The 15763-nt window shown below is 66.5% G+C and carries 11 protein-coding genes; 7 read left to right on the top strand and 4 right to left on the bottom strand.

The features are described 5' to 3' along the window. Positions 1-168 precede the first annotated feature (168 nt). Genes CLU94_RS22860 through CLU94_RS22850 form a run of 3 tightly spaced genes read left to right on the top strand, consistent with a single transcriptional unit; the run spans position 169 to position 5410 of the window. A complete protein-coding gene (locus tag CLU94_RS22860) occupies positions 169-756 on the top strand; it encodes a DUF2760 domain-containing protein (protein WP_099667297.1) in 588 nt (195 codons plus the stop codon). After that, positions 753-2624: an Hsp70 family protein gene (locus tag CLU94_RS22855; RefSeq protein ID WP_099667296.1), complete on the top strand. Its 1872-nt coding sequence runs from the start codon at positions 753-755 to the stop codon at positions 2622-2624. The genes CLU94_RS22860 and CLU94_RS22855 overlap by 4 nt, the downstream gene beginning before the upstream one ends. 2 nt (positions 2625-2626) lie before the next feature. After that, on the top strand, positions 2627-5410 hold the full coding sequence (locus CLU94_RS22850) for an Hsp70 family protein (RefSeq protein WP_099667295.1): 2784 nt from the start codon (positions 2627-2629) through the stop codon (positions 5408-5410). Between the two features lie 15 nt (positions 5411-5425). Here CLU94_RS22850 and CLU94_RS22845 read toward each other — a convergent pair whose 3' ends face one another. The 3 genes from CLU94_RS22845 to CLU94_RS22835 all read right to left on the bottom strand — a co-directional run bounded on the left by CLU94_RS22845 (position 5426) and on the right by CLU94_RS22835 (position 9942). Further along, positions 5426-6967 carry a CHASE2 domain-containing protein gene (locus CLU94_RS22845; protein ID WP_099667294.1) on the bottom strand — a complete coding sequence of 514 codons (1542 nt, stop codon included), beginning with the start codon at positions 6965-6967 and terminating at the stop codon, positions 5426-5428. Positions 6968-7088: 121 nt separating this feature from the next. Continuing rightward, on the bottom strand, positions 7089-8417 hold the full coding sequence (locus CLU94_RS22840) for a serine hydrolase domain-containing protein (protein WP_099667293.1): 1329 nt from the start codon (positions 8415-8417) through the stop codon (positions 7089-7091). Between the two features lie 28 nt (positions 8418-8445). Then, a complete protein-coding gene (locus CLU94_RS22835; RefSeq protein ID WP_099667292.1) occupies positions 8446-9942 on the bottom strand; it encodes an alginate export family protein in 1497 nt (498 codons plus the stop codon). A 210-nt stretch (positions 9943-10152) separates the two neighbouring features. Between CLU94_RS22835 and CLU94_RS22830 the strand changes: the two genes are divergently transcribed. Then, entirely contained in the window at positions 10153-11289 is a 1137-nt protein-coding gene (locus tag CLU94_RS22830; protein ID WP_099667291.1) for a sigma-54-dependent Fis family transcriptional regulator, read from the top strand. A gap of 142 nt (positions 11290-11431) precedes the next feature. Beyond that, positions 11432-13240, top strand: coding sequence for an NAD(P)/FAD-dependent oxidoreductase (locus CLU94_RS22825; RefSeq protein ID WP_099667290.1), 1809 nt, complete (start codon positions 11432-11434; stop codon positions 13238-13240). A gap of 74 nt (positions 13241-13314) precedes the next feature. Here CLU94_RS22825 and CLU94_RS22820 read toward each other — a convergent pair whose 3' ends face one another. Continuing rightward, complete coding sequence (locus tag CLU94_RS22820; protein WP_099667289.1) at positions 13315-13881, bottom strand: YceI family protein; 567 nt, start codon at positions 13879-13881, stop codon at positions 13315-13317. 334 nt (positions 13882-14215) lie between these two features. On the opposite strand from CLU94_RS22820, the gene CLU94_RS22815 reads away from it, so the two are divergent. Continuing rightward, on the top strand, positions 14216-14731 hold the full coding sequence (locus CLU94_RS22815; RefSeq protein ID WP_099668443.1) for an RNA polymerase sigma factor: 516 nt from the start codon (positions 14216-14218) through the stop codon (positions 14729-14731). An 8-nt stretch (positions 14732-14739) separates the two neighbouring features. Further along, entirely contained in the window at positions 14740-15735 is a 996-nt protein-coding gene (locus tag CLU94_RS22810) for a FecR family protein (protein ID WP_180278739.1), read from the top strand. Positions 15736-15763: the final 28 nt, after the last annotated feature.

The raw sequence follows: 15763 nt of genomic DNA, 5'->3' as shown, positions 1-15763 counted from the left end.
ATCCACGCTTCGGCCTGCCTGCCAGGGGGCGGCGACTTTGGCGGCGGCCCGGTAGCTGGTATCATGCGGGCAAACGCAGCCGGCCCTGTTGGCCCCGCACATGGCACTACCTTGCGAAGCGGCCCCCGCCGCCGACGCCTCCCTACAGATCAGAGAAACGAGTTCCCTATGAGCACTTCATCGTCCCACCCATCGTTCTGGCGCCGAGTCCCGCTGGCTTTCGGCGCCTTCTTCAGCACCCTGTCGGACGCCGCCTATGCGGCCCGCGTGGAAAAGCTTTCCTTGCCCGAAGCCGCCCCGGTGGCGCCAGTGGCCCCGGCTCCGGCGCCCGCCCCCGTGCCGACGCCGGCCGCCGCGCCCGTCATTTTGAAGGAAGCGACGCCCGATGCGGCCCTGCAATTGCTGGCCCTGCTGCAACGCGAAGCGCGATTGATCGACTTTACCCAGGAAAACCTGGGCAGCCATGCCGATGCCGACATCGGCGCGGCCGCCCGCGTCGTGCATGAAGGCTGCGCCAAGGTCATGCGCGAGTATTTCACCATCGAGGCCGTGCGCCAGGAAGCCGAAGGCAGCCGCATCGTGCTGCAGGAAGGTTTTGATTCCGCGCAAGTGCGCCTGACGGGCAACGTGGTCGGTTCCGCGCCGTTCACGGGCACCCTCAGCCACCGCGGCTGGCGCGCGTCCAGCGTGCGCCTGCCGAAACTGAGCGAGCAGCACGACGCCGCCATCCTGGCGCCAGCCGAGGTGGAACTGTGAACGATCAAGCCAACCCAAGCCCGCGCTACGCCATCGGCATCGACCTGGGCACCACCCACAGCGCCCTGTCGTATGTGAACCTGGTCGAGAGCGACGGCGAGCAATCGAGCCACGGCGTGCTGAAAGTGCCGCAGTTGTCGGCGCCGGGCACCGTCGAAGAATTGTCGCTGCTGCCGTCGTTCGTCTACCTGCCGCACGCCGATGAAGTGGCGGCGGGCGACCTGGCCCTGCCCTGGGTCACCGAGGAAGCGCAAGCGCCGTTCGTCGTCGGCGAGATGGCCCGCAGCCGCGGCGCCACCACGCCCATCCGTCTCGTGTCGAGCGCGAAAAGCTGGCTGTGCCACCCGGGCGTGGACCGCCGCGCGGCCATCCTGCCGAACGACGCGCCAGCGGAAGTGGCGCGCATTTCGCCCATCACGGCCGCCACGCGCTACCTGACGCATTTGCGCCAGGCCTGGGACAACGCCCATCCGCAAGCGCCGTTCGCCGAGCAGGAAATCACCGTCACGATACCCGCCTCGTTCGATCCGGCCGCGCGCGAGCTGACGATGGAAGCGGCGCAGGCGGCCGGCTACGCTTCGCTGACCCTGCTGGAAGAGCCGCAGGCGGCCTTGTACAGCTGGATCCAGACCAGCGAAGGGCGCTGGCGCAAGGAAGTCAAGCCGGGCGACATCATCCTGGTCGTCGACGTGGGCGGCGGCACCAGCGACTTTTCGCTGATCGCCGTGCTCGAGCGCGATGGCGTGCTGGAACCGCACCGCGTGGCCGTCGGTGAACATATCCTGCTGGGCGGCGACAATATGGACCTGGCGCTGGCCCACCTGGTGGCCCGCAAGCTGGCCGCCAACGGCACCCAGCTGGACGCCTGGCAGATGCGCGCACTGACCTACGGCTGCCGCAGCGCCAAGGAAAGCCTGCTGGCCGACAGCGGCCTCGATGTGGCGCCCATCGTCGTGCCGAGCCGCGGTTCGAAGCTGATCGGCGGCTCCATCCGCACGGAACTGACGCGCGCGGAAGTGTCCACCTTCATCCTCGACGGCTTCTTCCCGCAAGTGGAAGCATCGAGCCGTCCTGCCGTGCGCACGCGCGCCGGCCTGACGCAACTGGGCTTGCCGTATGCGCAGGATGCGGCCATCACGCGCCACCTGGCCGCGTTCCTGGGCCGGCAAGTGGCAGCCACCAGCGAACTGGAAGGCTTTGCGGGCCGCCAGTCGGCCGACGCCAGCTTCTTGCACCCGACGGCCGTGCTGTTCAACGGCGGCGTCTTCAAGTCCGACCTGCTGGTGCAGCGCATCATGGCCACCGTCAACGACTGGCTGTACATGGAAGGCGCGGAACCGGCGCGCATGCTGGCCGGGGCCGATCTGGACCTGGCCGTGGCGCGCGGCGCCGCCTACTACAGCTACGTGCGGCGCGGCCATGGCGTGCGCATCCGCGGCGGCACCGCCAGCGCCTTTTATGTCGCCATCGAATCGGCCATGCCCGCCATCCCCGGCATGGAACCGCCGATCCAGGCCCTGTGCGTGGCGCCGTTCGGCATGGAAGAAGGCAGCGAATTGGAATTGCCGGGCCAGCAATTCGGCCTGGTGGTGGGCGAACCCGTGCACTTCCGCTTCTTCGCCTCGTCCACGCGCCGCAACGACCAGATCGGCGACTTGCTCGATTTCTGGGGTCCCGACGAATTGCAGGAACTGAGCGAAATCCAGGCGACCTTGTCCGCCGAAGGCCGGTCGGCCGGCGACGTGGTGCAGGTGACACTGCACGCGCGCGTGACGGAAGCGGGCACCCTGGAACTGCTGGCAGTTTCCCCTGACGGCGCCGAGCGCTGGAAAGTGGAATTCGACGTGCGCGGCACGCCGCAGCAATAGGCATGCGCAGCGCTGTGGGCAAGCCGGCCTTCCTGGTCGGCATCGACCTGGGCACCACCAACACGGTGGTCGCCTATGCCAATGCCGCCGATGCGCAGGCGGGCATCGAGCTGTTCGCCATCGAGCAGCTGGTCGCTCCCGGTGAAGTGGGCGCACGCCCCCTGCTGCCTTCCTTGCGCTACCATCCCGCCGCCGGCGAACTGGCGGCGGGCGACTTGCAGCTGCCCTGGCCGCAGCAAGACGTGGCCGGCGTGGACCATGCCGTACTGGGCGCCCTGGCGCGCCAGCTCGGCGCCCAGGTGCCGGGCCGCCTGGTTTCCAGCGCGAAGAGCTGGCTGTCGCACGCGAACGTGGACCGCCAGGCGCCCATCCTGCCGTGGGGCGCCGAGGCCGACGTGGCCAGGGTGTCGCCTGTCGCGGCCAGCGCCAGCTACCTGGCCTACGTGCGCGCCGCCTGGAACCACCGATTCCCGCAGGCTCTCCTCGAAAACCAGGAACTGGTGCTGACCATCCCCGCCTCGTTCGACGAGGGTGCGCGCGCACTCACCCTGGAAGCGGCCCGCATGGCGGGCTTGCCTGCGCTACGCCTGGTGGAAGAACCGCAGGCGGCCTTCTATGATTTCCTGCACCGCCAACGCGCCACCCTGCGCGAGGACCTGGCCGATACGCGCCGCATTCTGGTGTGCGACGTGGGCGGCGGCACCACGGATTTCAGCCTGATCGACGTGGCCTTCGATGACGACGGCGAACCGCAGCTCACGCGCAGCAGCGTGGGCAACCATTTGATACTCGGCGGCGACAATATGGACCTGGCGCTGGCCCACCTGGTAGAAACGCGCATGGCGGCAGGCAGCGAAGGCGGCATGAAGCTGTCCGCCGCGCGCCTGTCGCAACTGATGGAACGCTGCCGCGCCGCCAAGGAATTGCTGCTGTCGAACGATGCGCCGGAGAGCGCCACCGTCACCCTGCTGGGCGCCGGTTCGCGCCTGATCGGCGGCAGCCGTTCCGTCGACGTCACGCGCGAGGAAGTGGCGGCCATGGTGGTCGACGGCTTCTTCCCGAAGGGGGAACTGGGCGACACGGCGAAAAAAGGCCGCGCCGGCATCGTCGAATTCGGCCTGCCGTATGCGCAGGACGCGGCCATCACGCGCCACCTGGCCAGCTTTCTGCAGCAGCATGCGGGCGCACTGCCCGATACCCTGCTGCTCAATGGCGGCGTGTTCCGTGCCTATGCGCTGGCGCGCCGCCTGGCCGAGACCCTGGCGCACTGGCGCGGACAGCCCTTGACCATCCTGCATAACGACAATCCCGACGTGGCCGTGGCCCGTGGCGCCGTCGCCTACGCGCTGGCCCGGCGCGGCCAGGCGCCGCGCATCGGCGGCGGTTCGCCGCGCAGCTATTTCCTCGTGCTGGGCGAGGCGGGCAAGGACCACCGCGCCGTCTGCATCCTGCCCCGTGGCAGCGCCAGCGGCGAAGAAATCCGCCTGACGGAGCGCCTGTTCGCGCTGCGCCTGGGCCGGCCCGTGCGCTTCCACCTGGCCACGTCCCTCTTTGAGGCGGGCACGCCGCCGCAGCTGGGCGAGATCGTCGACCTGGACGACGGCGAGTATTTGCGCCTGCCGCCGCTGGCCAGCGTGCTGCACGCCAAAGACGACGGCAATGACAAACGCGAAATCACCGTGCAGCTGGCGACAGTCATGACCGAGGTGGGGACGCTGGAAGTGCATTGCGTGGCCGCAGCCGATGCCAGCGCGCGCTGGCTGCTGGAATTCCAGTTGCGCGCTGGCAAGGAAGAGCAAGGCGATGGCGAGGCTCAAGCCGTGTCGCCGCGCATGAAGGAAGCGGTCGAGAAGATCGAGCGCATTTTCGGCGGCAAGGCGCAAAAAGTCGACGCCAAGGAAGTGCGCCAGTTGCGCCAGCACCTGGAACGTGGCCTGGGCGGGCGCGAAAGCTGGGATACACCGCTGCTGCGCCAGCTGTTCGACGCCCTCCTGCTGCGCGCCCGCGGCCGGCGCCGCTCCGCCGAGCATGAACGGGCCTGGCTGAACCTGGCCGGCTACTGCCTGCGTCCCGGCTACGGCGATGTGCTGGACCCGTGGCGCATCGAGCAGCTGTGGGCGATGTTCGACACGGGCGTGCAGCACCACAAGGATAGCCAGGTGTGCGCCGAATGGTGGACCCTGTGGCGCCGGGTGGCCGGCGGCTTGAACACGGAGCAGCAATTGCGCCTGCTCGACGACTTCGCCTTCAACCTGCAAGCCGATGCGGCCCAGCGCGGCAGCCGCCCCGTCACCCTCGTGAACGGCAGCGACGACGACATGCTGCGCCTGGGCGCCTCGCTCGAGCGCATCCCTGGCGCCTACAAGGCGGAAGTGGGCGCCTGGCTGCTGAAACGCCTGGAGAAAGCCGGCAAGAAGGGGGAAGCGGCGGACACGAACACCCTGTGGGCGCTGGCCAGGGTCGGCGCGCGCCAGCCCTTCCACGGCAGCGCGCACGAAGTGGTCGACAGCGCCACCGTGGCCGACTGGTTGCAGGTGCTGCTGGCGCTGGACTGGAAAAAGGTGGAACCGGCCGCCTTCGCCGCCACCCACCTGGCGCGCATGACAGGAGACCGCTCGCGCGACATCGCCGACGAACTGCGCGCCACCATCCTCGCCCGCCTGAAAGCCGTCGGCGCCCCGCCCCTGTGGCAAGCGATGGTCAGCGAAGTGACGCAGCTGGACGAAGCGAATACCAAGCGCATGCTGGGCGAGGCGCTGCCGCCGGGGTTGAAGCTGATCAATTAATCAACTGCCATCTCGCTACACCAGCGCCACCACCAGCAACACCACCGCCAGCGGCGCCTGCACCAGCACGATGCCGGGATGCGTGCGGCGCAGCTGGGCCCAGACGTTCAGGCCCGGCACTTCCTCGTGCGGATGGTGGGCTTCGTCGCGCAGCGACATCGCGTGCAGGAACATGCCGGCGATCAGGGGGCCGGGATTGACCCACCAGCCCAGCTCCAGCAAGCCGCGCGACAGGTAGATGGCCAGCGCGCCGATGGCAAACGGCGAAGCCCACACCAGCGCCAGCATCAGGCGGATGCCATAGAATTCCGCCAGGGTGCCCATGCGGTGCAGGCGGCTGAAATCGTGGTCTTCCATGCGCTTGTCGATGGCCAGTTCGGCGCGGCCGTACAGGGTCCACAGGCCGCCGAACAGGCAGCCCAGCAGCACGCCGATGACGATATCGGCTACGAACACCGCATATTTATTGACGTCGGCCGTGCCGATGCCCAGCGACGTGTGGGCGGCCGCATGCAGGTGCAGGCCGGCCTGCTCGCCTTCGGCCGTCGTATAGCGGTCGCGCACATCATACGTGCTGCCGATATACACGACGTTCTTGCGCAACGCCCCGGCATCTACGCCGGCCTGGCCTTCGATCAGTTTGACGCGCGTGCGCGTGGGGTTCAGGAATGCCGGCGCCACGGCGGCCGGATGAAACGGCGCCGTGACGGCGTTCTGCTCTGCCGCATCCTTGGCGTCGCCGTGGATGACGGGTTCGAACGCCCAGCGTGCCAAGTCCCTTTCGCTGCCCGAGCGCCGCGCCAGCTGGCACACGCGGCCCGCCAGCGCCAGCCCTTGCTTTTGCTCGGACAGGACGGCCGGCATGGGCTGCTTCTGCTCCTGTTCATCGGCGCCATGCGCCAGCTCGAAGGCCACGGCCGCCAGCACGGGACTTTTCAGCTCGATGCGCGTGACGGCGCCCATGCGTTCGCGGATCCGCGGGCTGGCAAAGTGGATGCCGGCCGCGCAGCGCGCGCGTATCCAGGGCAGGTTCGCATTCTCGTCCGATTGCTCGGGCAGGATCAGCACCAGTTGCCGGCCATCGGCGGCCAGCCGGTCGAGCAGGCGGTCCAGCGGCCGCTCGCCCGCCTTGTGCTGTTCGTACACGGCCGGCGCCAGGTCCAGGTCGATGGCCAGCACCTGGCTGCCGCGCGCAGCGGCGCTGGCGATCAATTGCTCCAGGCGCGTGCGTTCCAGCGGTTCGCGCTCGTCGAAGACCTGTTCGAACGCGGGCTGGTCGATTTCGATGATGCCGGGCCGGTAGGCGGCGCCCGGGTCCTTGCCCCGGTCCAGCAACTGCTCCTGCGCCGCGCTGGCGCGCAGCATGGCCGCATCGAGCCATTCGAGCACGTGAAAACCTTCCAGCGCCAGCATCAGCGAGGCGATCAGGCTGGCGCCGATCACGTGGTGCAGCAGGTGCGTGCCCGTCAGCTTGAAGGCCGAACCCAGCTGGGTAACCGGCCACAGCAGGCGCCGCCAGAGCGGCAGGTGCGGTTGATCCGGCTGGCTGGTTTCCACGGTGCCTGCTCCTTGCGCGCAACGAATAAATTACCACTCAAGCAACAAGTAGTGACGAAAGGACAGTATATTGCAGTTGTGCCCGTTTCGCCGCACGGCTGGCAAGGGTCAGCCTGGCACCCTACTTCGGCCTGGCCAGCAGCAGCTTGCCCAGCGCTTCGAAGGCTGGCGTGGTGGTCGGGTCATTGGCCGCATTGGCTGCCGTCGGCGTCGAGGCGAAGCGCACGATCACCATTTCCGCCTTCGGGTCGACGTAGATGCGCTGACCATACACGCCGCGCGCCATGTAGGCGCCGTGGTCGTTATGCGTGACCCACCACATGTCGCGGTAGCTCCAGCCCTTGAGCAAATCGTAGCCACCCTTGGCGAACAGCTGCTTGTCGCCGCCGCGGCGGATATCCGCGACAGCCGCGCGGGGGATGATTTGCTGGCCATTGTAGCGGCCATCGTTGCGCAGCATTTCGCCGAAGCGGGCCAGGTCGCGCAAGCCCGCGCTCAAGCCGCCGCCGGCAAACGGCGTGCCCGTCGAATCGACGCTCATGTAGGCATCCTGTTCGGCGCCCAGCTTTTGCCAGATATGTTCGGACAGGTAGGCGTTGACGTTCTGCCCCGTGACGCGGGCGATGATCCAGCCCAGCACGTCGGAGTTTACCGTGCGGTAGCCGAACGCCTCGCCATGCCGGCCCTCGTGCCGCACCGTCTGCAGGTACTCGAAATAGCTGCGCGGCCCCGTGTAATCCTTCGGCTTGGGCAGCGGATTGCCGGCCGCCGCATGCTGCCACACTTCCGCTTTCGGGTCGGCGTAATCTTCGCTGAATTTCAGGCCCGTGGTCATGTCGAGCACCTGGCGCACGGTGGCGTCGCCAAACGCGGACTTGGCCAGTTCCGGCACATACTCGGCCACTTTCTTGTTCGGGTCGAGCTTGCCTTCGGCCACCAGTGCCGCGCCGATGGTACCCATCACGGACTTCGTCACGGACATGGCGCCATGCTGGCCGCTGTCCTTCAGCACGCCGAAATAGCGCTCATACACGATGCGGCCCCGGTGCAGCACGACGATGCCGTCCGTGTAGTTGGCGCCCAGCGACTGCTCCCAGGTCATCGTTTCCGTCGCGCCCAGGGGCGTAAAGCGCAGGCTGTCGATATCCGTGCGCAGCGCGCGCGGCAAGGGCACGGGCGCCTTCAGGCCGCGCGACACCTCCACCGTCGGCATCAGCTGGCGGAAATGCGACACGCTCCAGCGCAGCTGCGGGAAGGTGAAGTAGCTGCCATCGTCGAAGCGGATGATCTTATCGGCCGGCGGCGGCGCGCCCACCATCCATTGCAAGGTGGCCGGGTCGCTGGCGGCGGCCGACAGCGGCGCCGTCGCTTCTGCCGCATGGGCGCCGGCGGCCAGCGCCAGGCAGGCTGCGGCCAGGGCCAGGCGTTTCATGCTGGGGAAATTGTTCATGTGATGCTCTCCTTGATAGACAGAATACTTAATAGACCCATACGACGTTCGCCAGCCAGCCCGTCCACGTCCTGGCCTGGCCATTCACCAGCTGGTTGACGCCCGACTGCGCGAACGAGGCGCTGAAGCCCAGGGTCAGATAGGTATTCGGGTTCACCACGCGCACGTACTTGACGAAGACATCGTTCGCCAGCATCGGACGCAGCACGCCGGCGATCACCACGGGCGCGTCGCCCGGCACGTCGAGGCGCGTGGCCTGGCCGAACTGCAGCGGGCTGCCCATCTGGTTGGCCCGCACCTGGGCCAGGTAAGCAATCACGGTGTCTTTCGGCGTCGGATGCAGCTCGATGGTGGCCTGCAGCGCATTCACGTTGGCGTTGACGAAGACCCAGGTCGCCTTGCTGCCCGAGGCCCAGGCGCCGGGCGTGCCTTCGAAGAAAAGCGGGTCGAAGCGCTCGTTGCGGGCCGTGTGCGGGTCGTCGCCGGAAAAACTCTGGTAGCCGAGCGTAAACTTCGGCGTCCAGGCCACGTCGGGCAGCGAAAAGCCCCCTTCCGTGCGCCAGCCCCAGGCCCGCATCGGCTCGCGCGTATTCCATTCGCGCGCCGCGTCGACGCCGAACCAGCCTTTCGGCAGCACGGTGGGCAATACGGGAACGCGCGCGTAGCCATACACGAACTGCAAGTCCTTGCGGCCTTCGGGCACGGCCAGCGGCGCGCCGATGCCGCCTGGCGCCGCCTGCGGATACGCAGCATGCGAACGGGGCACCTTGCCATATGCAATGCCGGCCTTGCGGTCGTTCGCTGGCGCGTAGCTGAAATCAACGCCGGCGACGCGCGTGCCCGAATCGTTGTCGGGGTTTTCATTCGGGTCGAGATAAAACGCCTGGGCGCTGAACGCATCCTGGCTTATTTTCGCCACCACGGAATTCTGGAAGGCCTTGCGCGGCCCCAGTTTCAGCGCGCCACGGTCAAAGCCGTTCGAGCCGCCATTGGCGATCAGCATGCCGGTGCCCAGCGTGAAATTTTGCGCGCCGGCCGACAGGTCGAGCATGGCGCGCGTGCCGCCGAGCGGCATGCGGATGCCGGCGACGAATTCCTCGATTGAGATGCGGCCCGTATCGCCGGCGCCGAACGGATCATGGCGCGCCGTGCCGGAGCCGACGGCGGACACGCGCGCATACAGCTGCTTGCCGTCGCCCAGATTGCGCTTGAAGCCAAGAGCCGGCTTGACATAGAACTCGTACCAATAGGGGTTGAATTCGAAGCCGGGATTACGCGCTGGCGTATTCGACAGCTTCCAGAACAGATTGCTTTCGCCGGCCACCTGCACGCCCGCTTCCACGGAGCGCGTCATTTGCCAGCTGGCGACTATGGCCGGTTCGACGGCGGCGCGCCGGGCCACTTCCTTTTCCAGGCTGCTCTGGCCATCGGGATCGAGCTGGCCGGCGGCGGCGCAGGCGGCGCTCGCTCCCAGCAAGACCAGCACCATCGTTCTGCGTGCCAGGAACATCGCTTGCATTGCCATAGATATCCCTTGCGCTGGCTGACTGTCAATTTGAGCGAATGTTATCAGAGATGCTCTTTTTTATTGTTGTAAAGCATCCTATTGTGCGACGCGGCTGTGGTGAGACGAACGTCTCACGGCAGTCCCATGCTGCAATGCGGCATGCATGTGCCTGCGCTTCGTGCTAAAAACGGGCATACCATAAAAAATACCGAGACACCGGAGAGCGCCATGCCCTACGTCCGCCAGACCAGCCATATCGACCGCGTGCGCGACCTGATCGCCGGCCGCATCGTCAATCCAGGGGCCGATACGGCCAGGCTGGCGTCATCGTACCGGCGCTCGCTGGACGACTACCGGCTCGACCCCGCCTCCACCACGGGGCCGCGCATCCTGACTGGCGCCGAGCTGCGCGCCATCCAGCAATCCGAAGAAAATTTTCTGCGCTCCACGGGCCAGTGCCTGCCGCGCCTGCACGCCATGGTGCGCGAAGCGGGTTACTGCGTCATCCTCGCCAATGCGCGCGGCGTGACCATCGACTACGCGGTCGATGCGGACCAGCGCAAGGATTTCAAGAAGGCGGGCCTGTACCCGGGTTCGTGCTGGTCGGAAGAGGAGGAAGGCACGTGCGGCATCGCTTCCGTGCTGCTCGACCAGGAAGCCATCACCGTGCACAAGACCGACCATTTTCGCGCCGCGTTCACGGGCCTGACCTGCAGCGCCGCGCCGATCTTTTCGCCGCACGGCGACTTGATCGGCGTGCTCGATGCCTCGGCGCTGACTTCTCCCGACGCGCGCGACAGCCAGCGCCTGGTCAGGCAACTGGTGCGGCAAGGCGCGACCCTGATCGAGGATGGCTTTTTCCTGAAGTCCTACGGCCATTGCTGCATCCTGCTGGCGCACCGCAACCGCCACTTCGTGGAAGTGCAGCCGGAGATGCTGCTCGCCATCGACGAGCATGGCGACATCGTCGCCGCCAACCGCTGCGCGCGCGACGTCATCGGGGGCCTGGACACCCTGCCGCGTCCCGTCGGCGACGTGCTGGAAGTGCGCGCCGAGCGGCTGTTCGATGCGCGCATGGGACACAATCTGCTGTCCTTGCGCCTGGCCGGCGGCAGCACCTGGCTGCACGCCCGCGTGCGCGCACCGCTGCGCCAGGCCGGCGTGCGCGCCACGCGCGAGGCGCCTGTCGCGCCGGACGCACTGGCATACACCGCGCCGGAACAGGCCGAACGCACGCGCATCGCCCACGCCATGAATGCCGCCAAATGGCGCCCGCTGCAAGCGGCGGCCATGCTGGGCATCTCGCGCGCCACCCTGTACCGGCGCCTCAAGCAGTTGCACATCGTGCCGCCGCACCGCCAGTAGCCATCCGAAAAGCTGAGATTTCCGTCTCAAATTCAGCCATGCTGCGCTGCGCAATGCAGCGCCGGAACGCCAGTGTTACAACATCGTCAGCGGCAACACAGCCGCATCCCATCATAAAGTCAGCAGACTTGGAGGAGACCCGATGCAAACCGATAGCAACCCGCACGACCTGGCCGTGGCCGGCATCCTGGAGCAGCTCGAAGGCGCGCTGCGCGCCGGCGACAGCACGGGCGCCGCGCAATTGTTCGAACAGGACGGCTACTGGCGCGACCTGGTGCTGTTTACCTGGAATTTGAAAACCCTGGAAGGCCGCGAGCAGATCGCCGCCATGCTGGCCGCCCAGCTGGGCGCCGTGCAGCCGCTCTCCATCCGCATCGCCGACGGCGAACATGCGGCGGAAGCCGGCGGCGTGCTGCAAAGCTGGATCACGGTGGAAACGAAGGCGGCGCGCGGCGTGGGTTTCATCCGCATCCGCGACGGCAATATCTGGACCCTGCTCACCACCATGAGCGAATTGAAGGGTTTTGAGGAAGCCAAGGGCGGCCGGCGGCCCATGGGCGCGGAACACGGCGCGCGCACCAACCGCAGCAGCTGGCTGGAGCACCGCGAGCAGGAAGCAAAGGAACTGGGCTACGCGCGCCAGCCCTACTGCGTCATCATCGGCGGCGGCCAGGGCGGCATCGCGCTCGGTGCGCGGCTGCGCCAGCTGAACGTCCCCACCATCATCATCGAGAAAAACGCGCGCCCGGGCGACAGCTGGCGCAAGCGCTACAAGTCCTTGTGCCTGCACGACCCCGTCTGGTACGACCACATGCCGTACATCCCCTTCCCCGACAACTGGCCCGTCTTCACGCCCAAGGACAAGGTCGGCGACTGGCTGGAAATGTACACCAAGGTGATGGAACTGAACTACTGGGGCTCGACTTCCTGCGAATCGGCCAGCTTCGACGAAGCGTCCGGCGAGTGGACGGTGCAAGTACTGCGCGACGGCCAGCCCGTCACCCTGAAGCCGAAGCAGCTGGTGCTGGCCACGGGCATGTCGGGCAAGGCGAACATGCCGAAGTTCAAGGGCATGGACGTGTTCCAGGGCGAGCAGCAGCACTCGTCGCAGCATCCGGGGCCGGACGCGTATGTCGGCAAGAAGGTGGTCGTCATCGGCGCGAACAATTCCGCGCACGATATCTGCGCCGCCCTGTGGGAAGCGGGCGTGGACGTGACCATGGTGCAGCGCTCGTCCACGCACATCGTCAAGTCCGATTCGCTGATGGACCTGGCGCTGGGCGACCTGTATTCGGAACGGGCGCTGGCGGCCGGCATGACGACGGCGAAGGCCGACCTGACGTTCGCCTCGATCCCGTACAAGCTGCTGGCCGACTTCCAGAAGCCCGTCTTCAAGGCCATCCGCGAGCGCGACGCGGACTTTTATGCGCGCCTGGAAGAACGGGGCTTCATGCTCGATTTCGGCGATGACGATTCCGGCCTGTTCATGAAATACCTGCGCCGCGGCTCCGGCTACTACATCGACGTGGGCGCCTCGGAGCTGGTCGCCGAGGGCAAGATCAAGCTGAAAAGCGGCGTCGGCGTGCAGGAACTGAAAAGCCATTCCATCGTGCTGTCGGACGGCACGGAACTGCCGGCCGACCTGGTGGTGTACGCCACCGGCTACGGCTCCATGAATGGCTGGGCGGCCGACCTGATTTCGCCGGAAGTAGCGAACAAGGTGGGCAAGGTGTGGGGACTGGGCTCCGCCACGACGAAGGATCCCGGTCCGTGGGAAGGCGAGCAGCGCAATATGTGGAAGCCCACGCAGCAGCAAGCCTTGTGGTTCCACGGCGGCAACCTGCACCAGTCGCGCCACTATTCCCAGTACCTGTCGCTGCAGCTGAAGGCGCGCATGGAAGGCTTGACCACCCCCGTGTATGGGCAGCAGGAGGTACATCACCTGGCGTGATGGCAGGGGCAAGCAGATAAAAAAAATGGCGGCGGACCGAAGTCCGCCGCCATTTTGCATCATGCAGCCAACAATTACTGCTTGATGGCTTCGATGGCAAACGTCAGCGTGACGTCATCGCTGACGGCTGGCGCATATTTGCCGGCGTTGAATTCCGAGCGCTTGATCTTGGCCGTGGCGTTGGCGCCGCAAGCGTCTTTTTTCAGCATCGGGTGCGGTGCGCAGGTGAACGAGGTGACGGTCAGGGTGACTGGCTTGGTCACGCCTTTCAGGGTCAGGTTGCCGTCGACGGAAGCGAGCTTGTCGCCGTCAAAATTGAACTTGGTCGATTTGTAGGTGGCGACCGGGAACTTGGCCGTGTCGAGGAAGTCTTCGCCCTGGATGTGCGAGTTGAACAGGGTCGAACCCGTGTCGACGGATTTGGTGTCGATCAGCACTTCGACGGCGCCCGTCTTGGCGGCGCGGTCCAGGGTGACCTTGCCGGTGGTGTTATTGAAACGGCTTTGCTGCGTCGAGAAGCCCATGTGGGTGTACTCGAAGCGGGGGAAAGTGTGGCTGCCATCGATGACATAGACTTCAGGAGCGGCAACGGCGGACAGCGAGAAGCCGGCGGCGGCGATAAAAGCGAGCAGTTTTTTCATTGTTGGTTCCTAACAGAAAGTGGAGGATGTCAAAACCGCAATTAGCTGCAGGCGACTGGCGCATGCGGCTGATTGTCTGGCTTCAGTTGCAACAGATTATGCATGGCATGAAGATCGATGTAAAACGGAAAATATACCTAGTTAGCATCGATAAAATCGATAATACATGGCGATATTCTCTGTGACAGCGCCTTCTGCTGCCGATTATTGTCTGCATTGCCAAAAATATCCAGCGTTATCCGGCACCTCAGATTACATCATAAATGAGAATGATTCTTGTTATTATTTGATGGGCTTGCTATCATGGCGCGCTTTGATCACGGGGACATGCGCGGTGCTTGAACGCTATTACCAGGAATTGCTGCGCCTGATTTCGCGCTCCACGGGATGCCGCGACAAGGCGCAGGACGTGGTGCAGGAAGCCTACGCCCGCCTCCTGGCGCGCCAGCCGCAAGGCGGCGCCCGCGCCCTGCATGGCGATGCGCCGCCCGACAGCGGCCAGCGCGCCCTGCTGTACGTCACGGCGAAAAACATCGCCATCGACGAACAGCGTTTGCGCCAGAGGCGGCCCCATGACGCGCTCGACGAGCCGCACATGCAGCTGCGCGCGCCGCGCGCCGATGAACCCGAGCAACGGCTGCACGACCGGCAAACCATGGAACGCCTGCTGCTCATCATCGAGGGCTTGCCGCCGCGCTGCCGCCAGGCTTTCGCGCTGTACAAGTTCGACGGCCTGAGCCAGATCGAGATCGCCGCGCAGATGGATATCTCCGTCAACATGGTGGAAAAACACATCATCAACGGCATGCTCGCCTGTAAAAAAGGCTTGCCCGAGCGGGATACGCTATGAAACAGCACATGACATCACAAGACACGACGGCAGACGACATCGACTTCCTGGCGGCGCAATGGCTGCTGCGCCGCGATACCGGCCTGGCCGCGCACGAACTGACGGCATTGCAGCAATGGCTGGAAGCGGACCCGCGCCACCAGCAGGCCTGGCAGGCGCTGGCCCGCACCGATTCGCTGCTGGCCAGCCTGCCGGTGCAGCGCGTGGCGGCCTTCAGCCAGCCCGTCGCGGCGGCGGACACGCCGTCATCGCTGCTGCGGCGGCTGCGCCAGGCGGCCTCTTTCCCGCCGCGCGGCGCGCTGGCCGGCGGCTGCCTGCTGCTGTGCGGCCTGCTGGCCTGGCCGCTGGCCGGCCATCTGCAGCGCCCCGGATTCCAGCACGATTACAGCACCGCGCGCGGCCAGTTCGCCACGCAAGTCCTGCCCGACGGCAGCCGCATCGAACTCGATAGCGGCAGCGCCGTCGACGTGGCCCTGTACCGCGACCGGCGCAGCGTGCGCCTGCTGCGCGGCCAGGCCATGTTCCATGTGCAGGCCGATCCTGCGCGTCCGTTCCAGGTCATCGCGGGAGCGGCCACGGCGACGGTACTGGGCACGCATTTTTCAGTGCGCCACGTGGGCGCCACGACCCAGGTGAGCGTGGCGCAAGGCACGGTGCGCGTGGAAAGCGAAGCCGGCGCGCATGCCGAAGTGCTGCGGGCGGGCGACACGGTCACCGTCACGCCGCAGGGCGTGCAAGCGCTGGCCAGGGTCAGCGCGCAAGCGGTGGGCAACTGGCGTGCCGGGCGCCTCGATTTCGAGGACGCCACCCTGGCCGAGGCGCTGGCCGAATTCGAGCGCTATGGCGATTCGGGCCTCGTGCTTGACGACCCGGCCCTGGCCGGCCTGCGCCTGAACGGCAGCTTCGACGCGAAGCTGCCGGCGCAGTTTGCCGCCGCCCTGCCCCTGGCCTTGCCCGTGCGCCTGCTGCGCCAGGACGGCAGGCTGCACATTCTCGCCCGCTGATGTAGTCCACATGCAGCGAAATAAAATG

This window comes from Janthinobacterium sp. 13, assembly GCF_002749695.1.
GTDB classification, from domain to species: domain Bacteria; phylum Pseudomonadota; class Gammaproteobacteria; order Burkholderiales; family Burkholderiaceae_D; genus Janthinobacterium; species Janthinobacterium kumbetense.
Note: the sequence above shows the minus strand (reverse complement) of the source record. Positions and strands in the feature narration are given on the sequence as shown.

Bases quoted from the DNA above. Each gene is read 5' to 3' on its own strand.
- CLU94_RS22835 (WP_099667292.1), bottom strand. From the start codon at position 9,942: ATGGCAATGCAAGCGATGTTCCTGGCACGCAGAACGATGGTGCTGGTC.
- CLU94_RS22825 (WP_099667290.1), top strand. From the start codon at position 11,432: ATGCAAACCGATAGCAACCCGCACGACCTGGCCGTGGCCGGCATCCTG.
- CLU94_RS22860 (WP_099667297.1), top strand. From the start codon at position 169: ATGAGCACTTCATCGTCCCACCCATCGTTCTGGCGCCGAGTCCCGCTG.
- CLU94_RS22850 (WP_099667295.1), top strand. From the start codon at position 2,627: ATGCGCAGCGCTGTGGGCAAGCCGGCCTTCCTGGTCGGCATCGACCTG.
- CLU94_RS22830 (WP_099667291.1), top strand. From the start codon at position 10,153: ATGCCCTACGTCCGCCAGACCAGCCATATCGACCGCGTGCGCGACCTG.
- CLU94_RS22810 (WP_180278739.1), top strand. From the start codon at position 14,740: ATGACATCACAAGACACGACGGCAGACGACATCGACTTCCTGGCGGCG.
- CLU94_RS22840 (WP_099667293.1), bottom strand. From the start codon at position 8,417: ATGAACAATTTCCCCAGCATGAAACGCCTGGCCCTGGCCGCAGCCTGC.
- CLU94_RS22820 (WP_099667289.1), bottom strand. From the start codon at position 13,881: ATGAAAAAACTGCTCGCTTTTATCGCCGCCGCCGGCTTCTCGCTGTCC.